Source organism: Streptococcus chosunensis (assembly GCF_003626515.1).
Taxonomy (GTDB): Bacteria; Bacillota; Bacilli; order Lactobacillales; family Streptococcaceae; genus Streptococcus; species Streptococcus chosunensis.
This window is the reverse complement of the sequence record NZ_RBCK01000001.1, coordinates 65,672-85,279: the sequence shown is the minus strand read 5'-3', so window position 1 is coordinate 85,279 and position 19,608 is coordinate 65,672. Positions and strand designations below refer to the sequence as shown.

Below are 19,608 nucleotides of genomic sequence, written 5' to 3'. Positions count from 1 at the left end.
AAGCGCTTTCAATGGTTTGTGGTAGAATAGATTTCAGTTTCAAAAGTATTTTATAGAACAGCCGTTTCTGAAAGTAGTTTCAGCTTTGTCTTATTCTCAATTCGCTTAGCATCTAAAATGATAAAAAGAGATAGCCAACTTTAAAATGGGCTATCTCTTTTATCATTAACGATGAGCTAAATTCATTTTATTCAAGACCTAGCCTAGTCTTCTTTTCGTTTCTTTCCTAATGTCAAGACAGATAAGAAACTTGTCACTAATCCTAGAGAAATAAGGGTTGTATTTTCTTTACTTCCAGTATTTGGTAGCTCGTTTTGTTTAGTCGCTGGTGCTTGATAAGTAGCATCTTGTCCAAGAGATAACTTCTTAGCTGGATGTTCGTTTGCAGCTGCTAAGACTGGTTTGGTTTCTCCCTTGTACTCTGGCACTTCATGGATTGCTGCCTCAGCGCCATTGACACCTCCTTTATATTCAGGAAGGTCATTTGAAGCTGCCAAGACAAAATTAGCACCTCCAGTATATTCAGGAACCTCATTTGAAGCTGCCAAGACAAAATTAGCACCTCCAGTATATTCAGGAACCTCATTTGAAGCTGCTAAAACTGCATTAACGCCCCCTTTGAATTCTGGAAGTTCATGGACCGCTGCTTCAACCGCATTAACGCTCCCTTTGAATTCCAGTTTTTCTACTGTTGGTGCTGGTTCTTCTCCTACTGTTGCTAAAGTACCAGTGTATTCAGGAGCCTCTTCAGTTACTGTAGCCTCAACGCCATTAACTCCACCCGTAAATTCTGATTTTTCTACTGTTGGTGCTGGTTCTTCTCCCACTGTTGCCAATGGACCTGTATATTCAGGAACTTCTTCAGTTACTGCTCCTTCTTCGCCATTAACTCCACCCGTAAATTCTGGTTTTTCTACTGTTGGCGCTTCTTCTCCTGCTGTAGCTAATGGGCCTGTGTATTCAGGAACTTCTTCAGTTACTGCTCCTTCTTCACCATTAACTCCACCTATAAATTCTGGAACTTCATTTGTCGCAGCTTCGCTTCCATTTACACCATGAGTAATTTTAGAACCAACTACTGAAACAGGCAAATTATGCATACTTTCGATAGCTCCTTCTGCTAAGCCTGTAACTTTTTGACCAATATCCTCAGGATCTACTGTAAACAATAGAGTCTTTGTGTCATACTGCGTCATAAACGTAGCCGTCTTCCCATTTGCAAGCTGTAAAGTTGGTGCTTGATTGACCAATACTTCTGAATCAAATTCCATGGCAATAATGCCTTGCCCCATATGAACTGCATGTGTAACTTTTGCTTCGGTTGGAGAAATCATATCCTTGCTTAAGAAATCCCAATTAAATTTCTTATAAGACAAGGTATATTCGTTTTGGTTGTTATCTGCATGCTCATAAAGCAATCCATATTCGCCATTCCCGAGATCTTGAATAGAATTGTAGGCAAACTTACCACTTTGAATAGGATTATGCTTAAGCCAAGTCAGCTCTCCATTTTCTTCGACACGAGCTAAGTGTACCAAACCGTTGAAACGTCCTGGCCCACCTGCATTACTAAGAACAATATACTCTTTTCCATCATGCATCGTATGAATAGCAGCCAATTGAACATAAACATCCTTGACATCCGCATAACGTTTTATATCATTTTCCCAAGTTACTCCACCATCTTTACTAGTAGCAACTTGAAGGTCCCCTGTCAAGCCACGCATGAAGAGCTTGAGATCTCCATTATTTAACTGTACAACAGAGGACTCGGTATTTTGAGCATAATAATTACTCATGGTACTTGAGTCAATCACAGTGCCATCAGTCAGCGTACGATGGTCATTCACACCACCTCCCATATGCCAGGTCTTACCATGGTCATCTGAGTAGATAACCCGAGATGATTGAGAACCGTTTAAGTGGTTGGTCTGATTAGTTGTATAAGTAGGTACAATGATTCGACCTTTATGAGGTCCGGTATGAAGAGTAATTCCTGTTCCAGGCCCAACCCCTAAGAATTTCATCCAATCAGCTTTTACCATTGGGGTAGTATCTTGAGGTGCTGACCAAGTCTTACCATCATCATCACTGTAAGACATCCATAGATAAGAATCCTTAGCAACTCTAAATGGAGACGTTTTATTGCTTGTGAAATAAATATTTCCTAATAGTTGATTCCCTTGATACAAATCACCCTTATCGCTATAAGCTGGTTTAACTGGGTTTACAACAACACGATAATCGGTTGCTTTCCCATCTGGAGTATAAACTGTGCCATTTTCGCGTATTGTATAGGAACCTTCTTCGCCTTCTTTGTAGAGAATTTGGTAAGTTTTGCCATCGATTTGTTTATAGGCTTCTTCTCTTTTAGTAGCCATTCCAAAGATTCCTTGCCCTTCTGGGAACATATCATAGATAGAAAAAATTCGTTTTGTTGCAGGATCTTGAACCAAAACCATATCGATATTCACTGGTGAACCGATTGATGGATTAGAAGCTTTTGGATTATCTCGTAAATTTGTAATCGTTACTCGGTCGCTCCATGTTTTCCCCTTATCCTCACTTCGTCTAACAACCATACCGATATCACCCCAGTCACTTGAATGAAGACGGCGTTCGTCAGCACCAGCAATCAAGGTTCCTTTATCTGTCTTAAGAAGAGCAGGAATACGATAACTCTTGATACCATCTTTATTTGGTTGGTTATGCATACCACCTTCAAAGACATCTTGTTTTTCAGTAACTTTAGCCCCTTCTGGTAGCTTTTGCTCCAAATCAGATCTTTCAAATAATTGGCTACGTTTTTGAACTTCAGCAGGAGTCAGTACTCGGTCATAGACACTTAAATTACGAACCTGTAGATTTGCTCCCCAAACTGAATTTCCTGCCCGATTTGTTGCACCAAGTTGAGCATGTGTAATATCTGGCATATCCTTGATAAATTTACCAGACTTCACGCTAGTACGCGATAAAACACCGTTTACATAAAGTCTAACTTTTCCTTCTGGATTGTCTGCATTTGGTCTTTCCACAGTAAAGGTAACCGAATTCCACTGCCCAGGCTTAATTTTCAATGGAGCATCCGTATATTTATCATAAAATTGTGCTCCATTAGCATCACGCCCCTCTATTAAGGCTGTATTATTGAGAACAGCCATTGTGAAGTACTCATCTTTTTTCTTATCACTAGACACTGAAAATAGATTATAAAATGCTGGAGCTTTTGCATCTGGCTTAAATTCCATATGAATAGTCGCATTTTGAAGCTTCTTCAATGTATCTAATTCACTGGCTAAGTCTACACGCTGACCATTTTTCGAATTTGTTTCAATATCTTCTTTTTCCACTACTGGAGTTGCATTTTCGATGTTTCTAGCATAATAATCTCGAGGAATAACTCCCTCTTCTTCTTTATCTTGGTCCTTGTTACTGGCTTCTGTAGTTGTAGAATCTGTTTCTGGTTTATCAGCAGGAGCTGGTGTGTTTTCAGCTGCAGGGGTATTTGTTGGAGTGGTTGTCTCTGCTTCAGTAGTCTCATTTTTCTTCAACTTATCTTGATCAACTTCCACACCATTGTCTTTCGCTGTTGCCAATTTTCCAGCTAATTCACTATCTAAATTTGCAAGACTTCCTGAAGAAGCTTCTTTTGGTAATTCTGATAAACCTTGATTATTATTTTCAGCTGCAGTTACAGTTGAGTTTCCTTGTTCATTTGCCAATACAGGGTTTACTCCAAACACCACAGCACCAATGGTTACAGAGGCTACACCCACTGCAAATTTACGAATACCATATCTTTGTTTTCTGTCATAATTCTTCTGATTCATCTTTCTACCTTTCAATATCACCGAAAAATAAAGCGCTTTCTTTTTGTTTTAAAATTTTTACTCCCGACCATAGGAAAACACAAGAAAGTAATTAATAAACGAGAGTTCCTCTCCTTCTCTATTTCAAAATTTAGCTAGCTGTAATCCAAACAGTAGCTCTCTCACTCCTTTCCTAGAGACTTTTTCTTTATTATACAATAAAGTCATAGGTTTATCTCAAGCTTGCCATAGAATAGATTTTACTTTCAGTAATATTTTAATATTTTAATATTTTTAAAAGTACTTTCAACATTTATAACAAAAAAGAGAGCTACTGGCTCTCTCATTCATCACTTTATATACTTAAAAGGAATCTCACTACCACAGAGCCAGTTGTAAACTTGATCATTGACAAATACATTCATGGCTTCGTGAGCATACTCTGGCATGATACGATAGGACTTGTCACAGGTCAGACGGTTGTAAATCGCAAACTGGGTAATAGGATAGCAAACATCGTCGTCCAAGCCCGTTATCATCTTAACCTCACCCTTTATACGATGGGCAAGATTTTTCACATCGATATAGGCAAGGGTCGCCATGATTTCCTCCTCAGTTTCATGGAAAGGGTCGTGAAACTTGAAATAACGAAAAAGTTCGTCGTAAGCCTCGCTAGTATTCCCAATCTCAAGCACTCGTCTAAAGTCTGACAAGAATGGATAGATGGCAACTGTTTTCTGAATCCGAGGATTGAGTGCTGCTGCAACTAGGGCTAAAGCCCCTCCTTGCGAGGCACCATAGCTAGAAAGACTCTTCTCATCAACCTGAGGTAGACTGGCAACAATTTCGACCAACTGGAAAATATCCAGGTAAACATCCTTATAAAAGAGATGATCCCGACCTTCCACAGCCCCACGGATAATATGTCCCTTAACCGTATTTCCTAAAGGAGAACGCAAACCGTCCTGTGAATAGCCCGACTGGCCTCGAACGTCTATGGAAACAACACCGTAACCAGCCACAGTATAAGCTAGCATGTCAGCCCAGTCCCAGCCACGTCCCATATAACCATGGAATTGGAAGATTATAGGAACCTTCTCCTCACTCTTTGGAAGAACGACACGTGCATAGACCTTACCTTCATTGGTTCCTTCAAATGTCAACTCATAGCACTTGACTTGAGGAATGTGGAAATCTCTTTCCTCCAAGTGGTAGACTGGAAGAGTTGAAACTTTTTTCACTTCCTCATCCCAGAAAGCATCAAAGTCTTCTGGAACCTCATCACGTCCTCTATAAGTCTTGATTTCTTCTAACAAAGCTGGATTTTTCATAACATGCTCCTTTTTTTGTAATCGCTATCACCACTCTAGCATATCTAAGTAATCAATGCAAGAAGGAAGGGTAAATAGAAAACGAATTTAGCTTTTCTTCCCTCAAACCTATCGTCTGAAAGTAGTTTTAGAAACGAAAAAAGAGCATTTCGCTCTTTCTTCTTCTATTCAATCTTAGTTTGTTACTTCTTTCTTTTGGAAAGTGGTTTTGTAATTTACTTTAATCGTTACGGTCATGTGAGAGTCCTCGTTTCTTTTTGATGACTCTAGTATAAAGGTTAAATCTAAAAGCTAGCTTAAGTTTTCCTTAGAGAAAGCTTAATCTAGATACTCTTTCTTTTCCAAATGAAGGGCAATCATGCGCCATTCTGGATCCTCTTGCCAAGCTTCTATCGAACTAATGTAGCTAGCAACCTTTCTGGCTTCTTCTAAAATCGGAAAATCTTCAATGATATCAGCCACTTGGAACTCTGGGAGTCCTGACTGTCTGGTTCCAAAAATCTCACCTGAACCACGCATTTTCAAATCTTCCTCCGCAAGGACAAATCCATTAGTAGTTTCTGTCATAATGCGCATGCGATCTTTCCCTGAATCAGTTTTGGGATTGGCAACAAGAACAGCATAGGACTGCTTGTCCCCCCGTCCAACACGACCTCTGAGCTGGTGAAGCTGGCTGAGCCCAAAGCGATCCGCATCCATGATAATCATGACCGTCGCATTGGGAACATTGACCCCAACCTCGATAACCGTCGTCGAAACCAGAATATCCGTTTTTTTCTCCTTGAAATCCTGCATGATTTGATCTTTTTCATCACTCTTCATCTTACCATGTAGAAGAGCCACCTCTGCCTTACCTGCAAAATGAGCTGTCAATTCCTCTGATAAGGCAATGGCATTTTTCAAATCCAGAGCTTCTGATTCTTCAATCAAAGGAGAGATGACATAGGCTTGTGAACCTTTTTGGATTTCCCCCTCTAACCAAGTCAAGACCTGAGGCAATTGCTCATGTTTGATCCAGCGCGTCACAATAGGCTTTCGTCCTGCTGGCATCTGGTCAATAATGGAAACATCCATATCTCCAAAGGCTGTGATAGCCAAGGTTCGTGGTATGGGAGTCGCCGTCATCATGAGGACATCTGGGTTGTCGCCTTTTTCTCTCAGAACACGCCTTTGCCCTACACCAAAGCGGTGCTGCTCATCGATGATAATCAAGCCCAGACGAGCATAATCCACCCCATCCTGTATTAGAGCGTGAGTTCCGATAATCAAATCAGCCTCACCCTTGGCAATAGTCTCCAAGACTTCTCTCTTTTCTGCAGCTTTCAAGGAACCTGTCAAAAGAGCCAGTTTCAAGTCTGGAAAGAGGTTCTGTAAACTCTCAAAATGTTGCTCTGCAAGGATTTCTGTTGGTACCATAAGGGCTGCTTGGTAGCCAGCCGTCACTGCCGCATACATAGCCAAGCCAGCGACCACCGTTTTCCCGCTCCCCACATCCCCTTGCAAAAGACGATTCATGTGGTGGTCCGACTTCATGTCGGTCAAAATTTCCTGTAAACTCTTTTCTTGAGCTGGGGTCAGAGCAAAAGGAAGGCTTTCTTTAACAGCTGTCACTTTTTTCTGAGACCAGTTCAAAACCAAACCGCTTCCCTGAACTCTATTTTCAGACTTGAGCGTCTGCAATTGCATTTGGAAATAAAAGAGTTCCTCAAATTTGATACGGCGAAGAGCCTGCTTGTATTCTGCCAAATCCTTTGGAAAATGCATAGCTCGGACTGCCTGACAACGGGACATGAGTTTGTATTTGTCCAGCAAAGACTGGGGAAGATTTTCCTCAATCAAGAGGTCCAATCCCTGATCAAAGGCCGTCTTAATAACCTTGACCAGACTGGCCTGACTGATTCCCTGAGCCAAGCGATAAACAGGTTGGAGGTCATCTTCCACCTGAGCTAGGACCTTCATCCCAGTCAGACTAGCCTTGGCTCGGTCCCATTTTCCAAAGACAGCAAGGGTTGCTCCCAACTCTATCTTATCTGCTAGATAGGGCTGGTTAAAGAAATTCACCGCAAAAACGACTTCTCCCTGCTTGAGGCTAAAGCGCAGACGATTGCGCTTGAATCCATAATACTGGACACTGGCAGGAGTCACGACTTGACCAGATAGGACTGCCTTCTCCCCGTCCTCTAGTTCCAATACTTGCTTGGTTTTGAAGTCTTCATAACGGAAAGGAAAGTAGAGCAAGAGGTCTTGCAAGTTTTCAATTCCTAGTTTGGCGTATTTTTCTGCTGACTTTGGTCCCACACCAGGCAAGACATGCAAGGGTTGATGTAGATTCATGCTCCACTCCTTTCGTTGGTTTAATGATATTCTCTCGGAATGCGGTCGCTGAGAAGACAAACCACCTCGTAGTTAATAGTCCCACGGTAGGTCGCTACCTGAGTAGCAGTGATTTCTTTATCTCCGTCGGAGCCAATCAAGGTTACTTTGGTTCCCAACGGATAAAGCTTAGGCAGACGAATGGTGATTTGATCCATAGATACTCGCCCAACGATTGGGCAAGCTTGCCCATCTACCAAGACAGCGAAATTTTGCATATCTCGTGTCCAACCATCCGCATAACCGATTGGCACCGTCGCAATGACTTGCTCGCTGTCTGCCTGATAGGTCGCTCCGTAGCCCATGCAAGCTCCGGCTGGAACTGTCTTGACATGAACCAGAGCAGACTCCAAGGTCAAGGCTGATTTTAAATCATAAGGGAGATTTAAAACTTCTCCGCTGGGATTCAGGCCATACATAGCGTCTCCCATACGAACGGCGTTAAAAATAGTCTCTGCATGCCAAAGAGTCGTTGCCGAATTGCTGGCATGAACCAGCTCTGGAATTTCTTTCATACTGGCCAAAATAGTTTTAAACCGTTCTAACTGGGCATTAAAGTAGTCATCTGATTCCTCGTCTGCAGTAGCAAAGTGGGTAAAAATCCCTTCAACACGAGCACCGTGTTGTTGGAGCAAGTCTTGAGCTTGCTCAGCCTCACCGGCCTCTCTAAAACCAATCCGTCCCATTCCTGAGTCAATCTTGAGGTGGACTGTCAATCCAGATAGGTCAGCACCAGTAGCCAAGAGTGCTCGAATCCACTCCAGTCCAGCCACAGTCAAGGTGATGTCGTATTCTTTAGCTAGAGCGACAGCTTCGATTTCAGAAACTCCTAAAATGAGGATTCGCTTGCTGAGTCCAGCCTGTCTGAGTTCAAGAGCTTCATCAATATTGGAAACGCAAAAACCATCAACATCGTCCTGAATCGCCTTGGCAACAGCGACTGCTCCATGTCCATAAGCATTAGCCTTTACCACTGCCCACTTGAGCGTTCCTTGAGGGATATGATCTCCCATTTGCTGAATATTTTGTCGAATAGCTCCCAGATGAATCAGAGCCTTTGTTGGTCTATGTGGACTAGCTTTCATGATTTTCCTCCAAAATGACACTGGCTGTCACAAACTGATCGGTATGGCTGATAGACAGCCAAATCTTTCCTGAAAATGGTGCCTGACTAAAATAAGGCGCCCCGCGTTCATTGTTCAAGACCTCCAAATCCTGAAAACCGAGTTTTCCAATACCAGTTCCCATAGCCTTGGAAAAGGCTTCTTTAGCCGACCAGCGACCAGCCAAATATTCAATCTGCCTGCGCCCTTTGAGACTGGTGAAGCGCTCCATTTCCTTAGCGGTCAGCACGCGCTTAGCAAATCCTTCATGTCGTGTAACTGCGCTTTCTATCGAAGCCAATTCTTCGATGTCAATTCCGTGTCCAACTATCATTCTCATCAAAAGGAGTTGAGATTCCCCAACTCCATCCTTTTCACTTATTTTGTCAAGGTAGCATAAATCTCTTCTACCAAGGCCTCTGTATTTTCCCAACCTAGGCAAGGGTCGGTAATAGAGCAACCAAAGACCTCTGGTTGGTTTTGACGACCATCTGCTAGGTAAGACTCAACCATAAAGCCTCGAACTGTCTTTTTAATCTTCTCATTCCAATCACGATTTTGCAATGTCTGACGAACAATTCGAATCTGTTCCATATATTGCTTGCCTGAGTTATCATGGTTGGTGTCAATGAGGATAAAAGGATTTTCAAGCCCCATAGTTTCATAACGCTCAATAGCATTTAGCAGAGTTTCATAGTAAAAGTTAGGCTCATTTTTCCCATATTCATTAACTGCACCACGAAGGATGACGTGGGCCAAGGGATTTCCTGAAGTCTCAACTTCTTGACCATGGAAGAGGAAGGTCTGTTTGTTCTGAGCGGCATAGATGCCATTAAACATAACACCAAGATTTCCAGAAGTTGGATTTTTCATCCCGACCGGTGCATCAATCCCTGAGGCCACAAAGCGGTGCTCTTGGTCTTCCACAGAACGAGCCCCAACAGCATGGTAGCTAACCAAATCATCTACCAAGACCAGATTTGATGGATAAAGCATTTCATCTGCAGTCGTCAAACCAGTTTCTGTAATCACGCGGTAGTGCAACTGACGAACAGCCTGCAAACCGTTAATCAGACTTGGAGCCTTCGAAGTATCTGGCTGGTGAACCAAACCTTTATAGCCGTCTCCGTTGGTGCGAGGTTTAGCAGTATAAACACGCATAACCATGAAAATCTTGTCCGCCACCTTCTTCTGCAAGGCAGATAAACGGCGGGCATATTCCAAGACAGCTTCTTCATTATCAGAAGAGCAAGGACCAATCACCAAAAGGATACGGTCATCTTCTCCTGAAATAATGTCTGCCAATTCTCTATCACGGCGCTCCTTTAGTCGCAAGGCTTCTGCAGACAATTGGGTTTCTGCCTTGATTGCTTCAATATCGATTTCTTGACCTTTTTCAATAAATGCCATACTATTCTCCTAGCGTTTGGTAGATTTCTCTGACAAGGGCTTCCGTATTTTCCCAGCCTAGGCAAGGGTCTGTGATAGACTTGCCAAACACTTCTGGTTCATTTTGACGACCGTCTTCTAGATAAGACTCAATCATAAAGCCGCGAACGTACTGCTTGATTTTTTCATTCCAATCACGGTTAATCAAAGTCTGGCGAACAATTCGAATCTGGTCCATGTATTGCTTACCAGAATTGTCATGATTGGTATCCACAATGATAAAGGGATTTTCCAAGCCCATTTTTTCATACTGAGCAATGGTATCCATCAAATTATCATAGTAGTAGTTAGGAATATTCTTACCATACTCATTAATCGCTCCACGAAGAATGGCGTGCGATAGCGGGTTACCAGTTGTTTCTACTTCTTTTCCAAGAAAAAGGAAACTTTGTTTGTTTTGAGCAGCATAAATCCCATTAAACATGACATTGAGATTTCCAGAGGTTGGATTTTTAAAACCAGTCGCGAAATCTGCTCCACTTGCCACAAAGCGGTGTTGCTGGTCTTCAACCGAACGGGCACCAACCGCCATGTAAGAAATCAAATCATCTACTAGTGGAAGATTTTCAGGATAAAGCATTTCGTCAGCTGTCGTCATACCTGTTTCTGTGATGACACGATAATGAAGATGGCGCACGGCTTTGATTCCGTTGATGAGGCTAGGCGCTTCTGTCGCGTTAGGTTGGTGAATCAAGCCCTTATAGCCATCTCCGTTGGTACGAGGTTTGGCAGTATAAACACGCATAACCATAAAGATACGGTCTGTCACTTCTTCTTGTAGAGTCGCCAAACGCTTAGCGTATTCAAGAACAGCTTCTTCATTGTCAGATGAGCATGGCCCGATTACCAAGAGAATTCGCTGGTCTTCTCCACGTATAATGGCTTCTAGCTCTTGATCGCGCTGTGATTTTCTCTCTAAAGCTTGGCCTTCTAATTTTGATAAGGCACGAACTTCTTCAATATTAATTTTAGGACTTTTTGCTGTAAATACCATAACTCATCTCCTTATAAAGCAAACGGATACCAAGTAAAAATTTACTTTTCACAAGGTATCCGCCTCTAAACTATCTCATTTTATTGTCTTTTACCGTGACAGTTTTTAAACTTCTTACCAGAACCACATGGGCAAAGTTCATTCCGTCCAATCTGGCTCAAATCCAAATCTTCTGGCATATTTGCTTGGTGGGCAGCGATATTGCGAGTCGCTGTTGTACTGATATGGTGTTCTGCTTGTGGTCTTTCTTGTTCATGAATTTGTGCTTTCATCATCAAACGTGTCACATCAAACTCGATCGAACCAATCATGTCATTAAACATACGGAAGCCTTCTGCCTGATACTCAACAACAGGATTGTTCTGAGCATAGCCACGAAGTCCAACCGCGTTACGCAATTGATCGAGGGCGTCGATATGATCTGTCCACTTGTTATCTACCACTCGTAGAATCAAAACTTTTTGGAATTCTTTAACCGCTTCTTCATCGCGTAGTTTTGAAACCTGACTATCGTAAACCTTCAAGGCACGTTGGAAGAGTTCTTCCTTGATGGCCTTATCAGACAAGCCTGACAAGTCTTCCATCGTAATAGAATCTTCTGGAAGCAAGTTGTACTTAGCAAAGTTCAAAATCGCTTCTAGTTTTTCATCTTGTTTGGCACGCGCATGACCATCAACGACACGACCAATCGTGCGTTTAATCATTGAGTGAATTTCAGGCGCCAAGTCACGGTCTGCAGTGATAACATCGTAACGTTGAGCGTAGATAATCTCACGTTGTTCACGCATGACATCATCGTATTGAAGGACTTGTTTACGGGTATCATAGTTATTTCCTTCGACACGTTTTTGCGCTGCTTCAACTTGACGTGTCAACATACGAGACTCAATCGCCTCTTCAGACATGTTGAGACGTTCAAAGATTCCCTTCAAGCGTTCAGAACCAAAACGTTTCATCAAATCGTCTTCGAGAGATAGGTAGAATTGTGACTCACCTGGGTCTCCCTGACGACCTGAACGTCCACGAAGCTGGTTATCGATACGACGGCTTTCATGACGTTCTGTACCAATAACACAAAGTCCTCCAAGTTCACGAACTCCTTCACCAAGCTTGATGTCGGTACCACGACCGGCCATGTTAGTTGCGATGGTAACAGCACCACGCTGACCAGCATTCATGATGATTTGGGCTTCTTTATAGTGGTTTTTGGCGTTCAAGACTTCGTGAGGAACACCAGCTTCGACCAATTTTTTAGAAATGTAGTCACTGGTTTCAACCGCTACTGTACCAACCAAGACAGGTTGACCTTTTTGGTAACGAGCCTTAACGTCTTTAACAACGGCCTTAAACTTAGCTTCAATGCTAGCAAAAAGCAAGTCTGGATGGTCAATACGCTGAACTGGACGGTTTGTTGGGATTGGAATAACACGAATGTTGTAAATTTCACGGAATTCTTCTTCCTCAGTCTTACCTGTACCCGTCATACCAGACAATTTCTTGTACATACGGAAAAGGTTTTGGTAAGTGATTGAGGCAGATGTCTTGGTTTCATCTTGGATTGGAACACCTTCTTTGGCTTCAATGGCTTGGTGTAATCCATCAGAATAACGACGACCTTCCATGGTACGACCTGTAAATTGGTCGACGATCAAAATTTCTTGCTCTTCGCTCACCACATAGTCAATATCGAGAAGCATGATGTAGTTGGCACGAAGGGCGTTATCGATAAAGTGAGTCAGAGCTACGTTTTCGATGTCATAGAGATTTTCAAGCTTGAAGTAACTTTCAGCTTTGTCAATCCCTGAATCAGACAAACCAATGGTTTTAGACTGCACATCAATGATATAGTCGTCTTTATCCAACGATTTTACATAGTGGTCTGCCATGTGGTAGAGCTGACTAGTTTCAACCGCATTAGCACCTGATACAATCAAAGGTGTACGGGCCTCGTCAATCAAGATTGAGTCAACCTCATCGACCAAGGCATAGTTAAGCGGACGTTGTACCATGTTTTCAGCGCGAACGACCATGTTATCACGAAGGTAGTCAAATCCGATTTCTGAGTTGGTTGAGTAGGTAATATCACACTCATAGGCTTCTTTTTTCTCCATTGGAGATTTGGCAGCCAAGTTAATCCCTACTGACAAACCAAGCCATGAGTACAATTCACCCATCTCAGTCGCGTCACGTTCTGATAGATATTCATTAACCGTAACTACGTGAACCCCTTTACCTGAGAGAGCATTGAGGTATACTGGCATAGTCGCAGTCAAGGTTTTACCTTCCCCTGTACGCATTTCTGGCACGTCACCATGATGAAGAACGATTCCCCCCATAACCTGAACCTTATAAGGGAAGAGACCTAGGACACGTTTAGCACCTTCACGGACAACCGCAAATGCTTCATAAAGCAATGAATCCAGTGATTCTCCATTTTGATAACGTTCTTTAAATTCAACTGTTTTTGCTTTTAGTTGGTCATCTGTCAAAGCAGCCATTTGGTCTTCGTATTTGAAAACCTTGTCAGCCATCTTTTCCAGACGACGGATTTCTCCTTTATCATTTTCGATAATTGTTTTTAAAATATTAGCCATGTTTTTCCTTACTTTAAATTCCGAATATTTTAGAATGTTCTTTTAATTTTAGCACAATTACTGATTATTTTCAAGGAAGAATCCCCATTTTGAAAAGGAAAAAGAGGCTAGTTTCCAAGCTAACCTCTCTGACTTTTATGATACTTTAATTGCCAAAAATCGGCAAAATAGCAAATAGGATAAATAGATTAATCCAAAGAGAAAAACAGCAGATCAATCCAAAAACAAAGAGACTGACTTTCTTGGACAGCAAGGCCATCAAAATAGACAGAATACCAAAAACTAGCAAGACTTTCTGTATGCTGAAGAGGTCAATCTTTCCCCCCAGAATCGGACTGCCCCAAGGAAGAAAGAAGAAAGCAATCCAGATCAACAGAACTAAACCAATATAGAATTTAGAATATTGTGTAATAAATGATTTTAGACGTTCCATAAGCCACCTCCTATAAATAAAAACCGATATAAATCAATACCTTCCACCCGTAGACTTTCCTAACTCCTTTCTTAGTCTAAGCATTTTTTTGAAAAAGACATAGTCTAACCAGTCGCTGCCTAGAGATAAGACTATCAAAAGCAACCCAACACCCCAAGCACTAGCATCTGATTCATGATTTAGAACAAAAGGGAAAAATAAGAATGAAAAAATTGTCATATCCAAGCTAAACAGAGCTAAAATGGAAATATAAATCCAGTAAAAATAGTAGAAGATGGGGAAAATTTTACTGTTTCTATCAGCATTGTCTATCCAATAGAAAAAATAAAAACAAGGAAATAAGAGTATCAAATGAAACCAATTAAAGGATAGTTTCATCATCGACACCTCCTCTTTGAAATTATTTTCTTTAGTTTCGTTCTATTAAATGTTATTACCAATATAAATCAATGCTTGCCGCCTTTAGACTTCCCTAGCTCCCGTCTCAAGCGAAGCATTTTTTTGAAAAAGATATAGGTTAACCAAGAACTGGAAAAAGCAATAAGTAGTAATAATAGCCAAATGCCCCAAGACTTGATGTCTGCCACATTTCTCAATAGGATATTGAAAAACAAGACTGAAAAAACTGTCCAAGCAAGGCTAAAAAGAGCATAGAGGGTGATGTAAATCCAGTAAAAATAGTAAAAAATTGGGAAAAATTTACTATCTCTGTTGGCCTTTTCAATCCAGCTGAAAAAGTAAAAACAGGGTAATAAGATTAACAATTTAAACAAATGTTCCATCATCAACACCTCTTTTTGATAGCGCTTTCTTCAACTTCATTTTATCAAAAAAATCTGGAAATGTCATTCCAGATTCTACTTTTTTATTTGCGTTTTCTTGCGATGAGATGGATTGGAGTCCCCTCAAAAACAAAGGCCTTGCGAATTTGATTTTCCAAGAAACGCAGGTAAGAAAAGTGCATGAGTTCTTCTTCGTTGACAAAGATAACAAAGGTCGGTGGTTTGGTTGCCACTTGGGTCGCATAGAAAATCTTAAGTCGTTTCCCTTTGTCTGTCGGTGTTGGGTTAATGGCAATGGCATCCATAATCACATCGTTCAAGACAGCTGATGGAATACGTGTGTTTTGACTTTCACTGATTTGCTTGATCATCTCAGGCAGTTTGTGGAGACGTTGCTTGGTCAAAGCAGATACAAAGATAATCGGTGCGTAAGGCAAGTATTGGAACTGCTCACGGATATCTTCTTCCCAGTTTTTCATAGTGTGGTTGTCTTTTTCAAGCGTATCCCACTTGTTGACCACGATAATCATCCCTTTACCAGCTTCATGGGCAAATCCTGCGATACGCTTGTCGTATTCACGGATTCCTTCTTCCGCATTGATGACCATTAAGACCACATCAGAGCGATCAATAGCACGCATGGCACGCATGACAGAGTATTTCTCGGTATTTTCATAAACCTTACCAGACTTACGCATACCAGCCGTATCAATCATGGTAAACTCTTGACCATCTGTATCTGTAAAGTGGGTATCAATAGCGTCACGCGTTGTTCCAGCAACAGGACTAGCAATGACACGGTCTTCTCCCAAAATAGCGTTAATCAAGCTTGATTTTCCGACGTTAGGACGACCAATCAAACTAAACTTAATCACATCTGGATTTTCTTCCTCATATTCATTTGGAAGATTTTCCACGATGGCATCTAGCACATCTCCTGTACCGATACCATGAACAGATGAGATAGGCAGTGGTTCACCCAAACCGAGAGCATAGAAATCATAGATATCATTTCGCATCTCAGGGTTGTCCACCTTGTTAACCGCGAGGATAACTGGTTTGTGGGTCTTATAAAGTTTACGGGCTACGTATTCGTCTGCATCGGTAATCCCTTCCTTACCAGAAACGACAAAGACGATAACATCTGCTTCTTCCATAGCAATTTCTGCCTGGTGCTTGATTTGTTCCATGAAAGGAGCATCGACATCATCGATTCCTCCTGTATCAATCATGCTAAACGAACGATTGAGCCACTCACCCGTTGCATAGATACGGTCACGTGTCACTCCTTCGACATCCTCTACAATGGAGATTCGCTCACCAGCGATCCGATTAAATAGGGTTGATTTCCCAACATTGGGACGTCCTACAATGGCAATAGTTGGTAGGGCCATAATTTCTCACTTTCTACAATAACTTCTTCTGTTCAAGATTTTTGCTAGTTGAGCTTGGTTCAGGTTGACCAAACTGTTCTGCTAGGCGCTGACTCCAGCTTGTTGTCGCACGCGCCCCAGCATAGTCCGCCTGTACACGGTCATAAGCTTCGATTGCCTCAGTTGACTGTTCTTGGTATTCTTCCTCAAAGACAACATTCTCTAGTGGCAGTCTTGGTTTCACATCATGATTTTGATTTGGCACACCTAGCGCCATCCCAAAGACAGGATAGGTGTAGTCAGGCAGGTTAAAGAGCTCTGCCACTTCTTCTGATTTGTAACGCACCAAGCCAATAATGACACCACCATAGCCCAAGCTCTCAGCTGCCAGCAGGGCATTTTGACCAGCAAGAGCCGCATCGACTGAACTAATCAAGAGACCTTCTACACCTTGAGGTTGGAAGGTATCCGTATGAAGTCGTGCTCCCTTTTCTGCACGGTTCAAATCTCCGACAAAGAGAAGGAAAACAGCTGACTGGCGAATGGCTTCTTGAGGCACCAATTCATACAAGGCATCTTTCTTTTCTTGACTTCGTACCACAATCACAGAGTAGGATTGGAAATTCTTCCAAGACGAGGCCATCTGGGCTGCTATCAGGATTTCAGTCAAGTCCTCCTGAGGGAGGGCTTGCTCTTTAAATCTTCGAACAGACTTATGAGCTTTCATCAGTTTAATCGTTTCTGTCATCGACGGTTCACTCCTTCTAAACGAGTCTCCTCAGCCAAATAACGGATGCGTTCCATGACGCGTCTGGCTTCCCAGGTTTCGTCATTTCCATGTTTCCCTTTAGCGAAATGCTGCTCCAATTCTTCAAAGTTGAAGTTGGATGTGAAAAAGGTCGGTAAATTTTCCTGCATCCGATATTGGAGAATGACTTGTAGGATTTCGTCACGCACCCAAGGTGTTGATTGCTCGGCACCAATATCATCTAAAATCAGGACTTCAGAAAGCTTAAGCTCATCCACCAAGGTCTTAACATTGCCATCACCGATAGCATTTTTGACATCTATGACAAAGCTAGGATAGTGGAGAAGAGTGGATGAAACACCACGTTTTTCTGATAAATCATGGGCTAGGGCAGCCACCATGAAACTTTTACCCACACCAAAATCTCCATATAGGTAAAGACCTTTTCGAATAGCTGGATATTGCTCCACGAATGCTAATAACTTTTCAAAAACTGGCAAGCGCTCCAAATCATCCAAATCTACTTGAGCCAAACTAGCTTTCTTGAGAGTGGCTGGCAGATTGATTAACTTGAGACGGTTCTTAATAGCCGCTTCTTTTTCAGCCGCGATTAGTTCAGGAGTTTCTTCGTAAGAAACATCCGCATAGCCATGATTCATAACCAAAATCGGCTTGTAGCCTTTGGCAATATAATCCGTATCACCACGGAGAAACTTGTCACGCTCGGTAATGTACTGATTAAACTTGGAGATACTGCGATTTAATTCCTCTGGAGTCAGGGATTCTTGCTGGATAAAGGCCGCAACATCAGGATCCTTCATGATTTTCTGGACCAAATCTTGATAATGAAAACGGCTAGGTTGACGTTTGAGTACGTCTCCGACACTTTCCATCTAATCTCCTCCTTTTTCTAATCGAGCTAATAGTTCTTGTTTCTTACGTTCTAGTTCCAGACGAGTTTCCTCGCTGGTTTCATTCTTATAATCTGGATTGCTCCATTTGGGTACATTGGACTTGGCAGGACTGGGATTACTGCTTTTTTGAGCTTGGCTCTTCTGCCCTCGCTCACGAATACGTAGAACTGCCTCTTCTGCCGAATGAATCTTTTGATAGGCATAGTCATTGGCCACCTTCATGGCATATTTCTCATTGATATTTGCCGAATCCACTTTATTAAAGGTCAATAAGAGAATGATATTGATGACTTCGTCCAGCAAGCCCAAGCCAGCCATCTGTTGCAAGAGTTCTCTTTCTGTTTGGGTAATACTTGCCTTACGAGTTTGCTTGATTTCTGCCAAGAACTGCAGGGCAGTTTTACTTTTTGCTTCCTTGATAATGGTTGCTTCCTTAGGACTAAAGTCAGAGGAAACAGGTTTTTGAGCGATTTTTTCCCGCATGCGTTTGGTTGAAATGACTTGGGAAACAGCTGTTGACTTGGCCAATTGATAGGTCTCAAACCAAGTCCACTTCTTATCCTCTGCAATGGCAAAGAGGTTTAAGACATCGGACTGCTCATCCGCAAAACGAAGCCCGTCTCGAGCCATGAGCTGACGAAAATGGTCCAAGTCAAAATCATTGGCTACTTTCTTCTTAAGGCCAAGGTCTTCTTGATTTCCCAGTTCTACCAAGTCTGGAAAGACTTGATTGAGCGAGACAGGTATTTCTTCTCCCTCAGCATTTTCAACTTTCAAATCCTCCACAGCTGCATCACCAATCTTTTTCTCCAAAAGTCTGCGATAAACAGGATGTTCCAAGAAGTCCTGACTCGAGAGAGGAGCATGGAGGGCTAACTGATAAACATCCCCCTTTTGATAGAGGGTCAAGAGATTGAAAGCAGACAAGATTTTCAGGGATTTTATCAGTCTATCCATCCCAAAGTTGAGATGGTTAAGAATGCTTGAAAAAAGATATTCCTTTCTACCATTATCCCAAAAACTAATGGTATAAAGATAAAGGCTCAGTGCCTCCTGACCGATAATCGGGAGGTAGCACTGTACCAGAGATGAGGTATCTTGCGACACCCGATTATTCTTTAGATAAGAAAAACGGTCAATTGGCTTCATTTATCTTTCCTTTTTCTTTTTAGAGGACTGGGTGATTTGTTGGAGCAAGCTCTCTAACTCACTGACATCCTTAAAGCTACGATAGACACTGGCAAAACGTACATAGGTAATCTCGTCCAGTTCAGCTAACTCCTCCATGACGAGTGAACCAATGTCCTCACTTTGAATTTCATTTTCATTTCGACCACGGAGTTTCTGTTCGATACGATTGACTACCATGTTGATTTCATCACTTGACACAGGACGTTTCTGGGCTGAGCGGATAATCCCATTAAAGATTTTATCTCTGGAGAATTGTTCCCGTGTGCCATCTTTTTTAACAACCACTAAGGTTCTTTCTTCTACCCGTTCGTAGGTTGTAAAACGGTGCTGGCATTCATCGCACTCACGTCTTCTACGAATGGTGTTCCCTTCTTCTGCTTGGCGACTATCGATAACACTTGACTTGGTAGCCCCACATTTTGGACAACGCATCCTTTCCCTCCTTATCGTTTTCTTTTCATTATACCATTTTTTAAGCGATTCCCAAAACAATTCTTCTTTTTGCTTGACAAGT

General features: G+C 42.0%; 16 protein-coding genes. All 16 read right to left on the bottom strand.

The features are described from left to right. Window positions 1-203: 203 nt before the first annotated feature. On the bottom strand, window positions 204-3,830 hold the full coding sequence (locus D7D54_RS00525; RefSeq protein ID WP_020901675.1) for an SIALI-17 repeat-containing surface protein: 3,627 nt from the start codon (window positions 3,828-3,830) through the stop codon (window positions 204-206). Window positions 3,831-4,159: 329 nt separating this feature from the next. Then, on the bottom strand, window positions 4,160-5,140 hold the full coding sequence (locus D7D54_RS00520) for an acetylxylan esterase (RefSeq protein ID WP_020901674.1): 981 nt from the start codon (window positions 5,138-5,140) through the stop codon (window positions 4,160-4,162). 318 nt (window positions 5,141-5,458) lie between these two features. Continuing rightward, complete coding sequence (gene recG / locus D7D54_RS00510; protein ID WP_020901673.1) at window positions 5,459-7,474, bottom strand: ATP-dependent DNA helicase RecG; 2,016 nt, start codon at window positions 7,472-7,474, stop codon at window positions 5,459-5,461. Window positions 7,475-7,494: 20 nt separating this feature from the next. Next, the gene (alr, locus tag D7D54_RS00505; protein WP_020901672.1) at window positions 7,495-8,598 is read right to left on the bottom strand and encodes an alanine racemase; all 1,104 of its coding nucleotides are present in this window, start codon (window positions 8,596-8,598) and stop codon (window positions 7,495-7,497) included. Beyond that, window positions 8,588-8,950: a holo-ACP synthase gene (acpS, locus tag D7D54_RS00500; RefSeq protein ID WP_000635005.1), complete on the bottom strand. Its 363-nt coding sequence runs from the start codon at window positions 8,948-8,950 to the stop codon at window positions 8,588-8,590. Before acpS ends, alr begins: the two co-directional genes overlap by 11 nt. Window positions 8,951-8,994: 44 nt before the next feature. Then, the gene (locus D7D54_RS00495) at window positions 8,995-10,026 is read right to left on the bottom strand and encodes a 3-deoxy-7-phosphoheptulonate synthase (protein ID WP_120718578.1); all 1,032 of its coding nucleotides are present in this window, start codon (window positions 10,024-10,026) and stop codon (window positions 8,995-8,997) included. A 1-nt stretch (window position 10,027) separates the two neighbouring features. Continuing rightward, the gene (locus tag D7D54_RS00490) at window positions 10,028-11,059 is read right to left on the bottom strand and encodes a 3-deoxy-7-phosphoheptulonate synthase (RefSeq protein WP_020901671.1); all 1,032 of its coding nucleotides are present in this window, start codon (window positions 11,057-11,059) and stop codon (window positions 10,028-10,030) included. Window positions 11,060-11,139: 80 nt separating this feature from the next. Then, a complete protein-coding gene (gene secA / locus D7D54_RS00485; protein WP_020901670.1) occupies window positions 11,140-13,653 on the bottom strand; it encodes a preprotein translocase subunit SecA in 2,514 nt (837 codons plus the stop codon). A 145-nt stretch (window positions 13,654-13,798) separates the two neighbouring features. After that, a complete protein-coding gene (locus tag D7D54_RS00480) occupies window positions 13,799-14,086 on the bottom strand; it encodes a hypothetical protein (protein ID WP_020901669.1) in 288 nt (95 codons plus the stop codon). Between the two features lie 33 nt (window positions 14,087-14,119). Beyond that, window positions 14,120-14,467, bottom strand: coding sequence for a hypothetical protein (locus D7D54_RS09460; protein WP_020901668.1), 348 nt, complete (start codon window positions 14,465-14,467; stop codon window positions 14,120-14,122). A 65-nt stretch (window positions 14,468-14,532) separates the two neighbouring features. Further along, the gene (locus tag D7D54_RS09360; RefSeq protein ID WP_004238753.1) at window positions 14,533-14,868 is read right to left on the bottom strand and encodes a hypothetical protein; all 336 of its coding nucleotides are present in this window, start codon (window positions 14,866-14,868) and stop codon (window positions 14,533-14,535) included. A gap of 83 nt (window positions 14,869-14,951) precedes the next feature. Beyond that, complete coding sequence (gene der / locus D7D54_RS00465) at window positions 14,952-16,262, bottom strand: ribosome biogenesis GTPase Der (protein ID WP_001207696.1); 1,311 nt, start codon at window positions 16,260-16,262, stop codon at window positions 14,952-14,954. Window positions 16,263-16,275: 13 nt separating this feature from the next. Beyond that, on the bottom strand, window positions 16,276-16,989 hold the full coding sequence (locus D7D54_RS00460; RefSeq protein WP_000140811.1) for an NADPH-dependent oxidoreductase: 714 nt from the start codon (window positions 16,987-16,989) through the stop codon (window positions 16,276-16,278). Continuing rightward, window positions 16,986-17,882 carry a primosomal protein DnaI gene (gene dnaI / locus D7D54_RS00455; protein WP_000446512.1) on the bottom strand — a complete coding sequence of 299 codons (897 nt, stop codon included), beginning with the start codon at window positions 17,880-17,882 and terminating at the stop codon, window positions 16,986-16,988. The genes D7D54_RS00460 and dnaI overlap by 4 nt, the downstream gene beginning before the upstream one ends. Beyond that, window positions 17,883-19,052 (bottom strand): replication initiation and membrane attachment family protein, encoded by a 1,170-nt coding sequence (locus D7D54_RS00450; RefSeq protein WP_020901666.1) that lies wholly within the window; start codon window positions 19,050-19,052, stop codon window positions 17,883-17,885. After that, on the bottom strand, window positions 19,053-19,526 hold the full coding sequence (gene nrdR / locus D7D54_RS00445; RefSeq protein WP_001203672.1) for a transcriptional regulator NrdR: 474 nt from the start codon (window positions 19,524-19,526) through the stop codon (window positions 19,053-19,055). It lies immediately after the preceding gene. Between the last annotated feature and the right edge of the window lie 82 nt (window positions 19,527-19,608).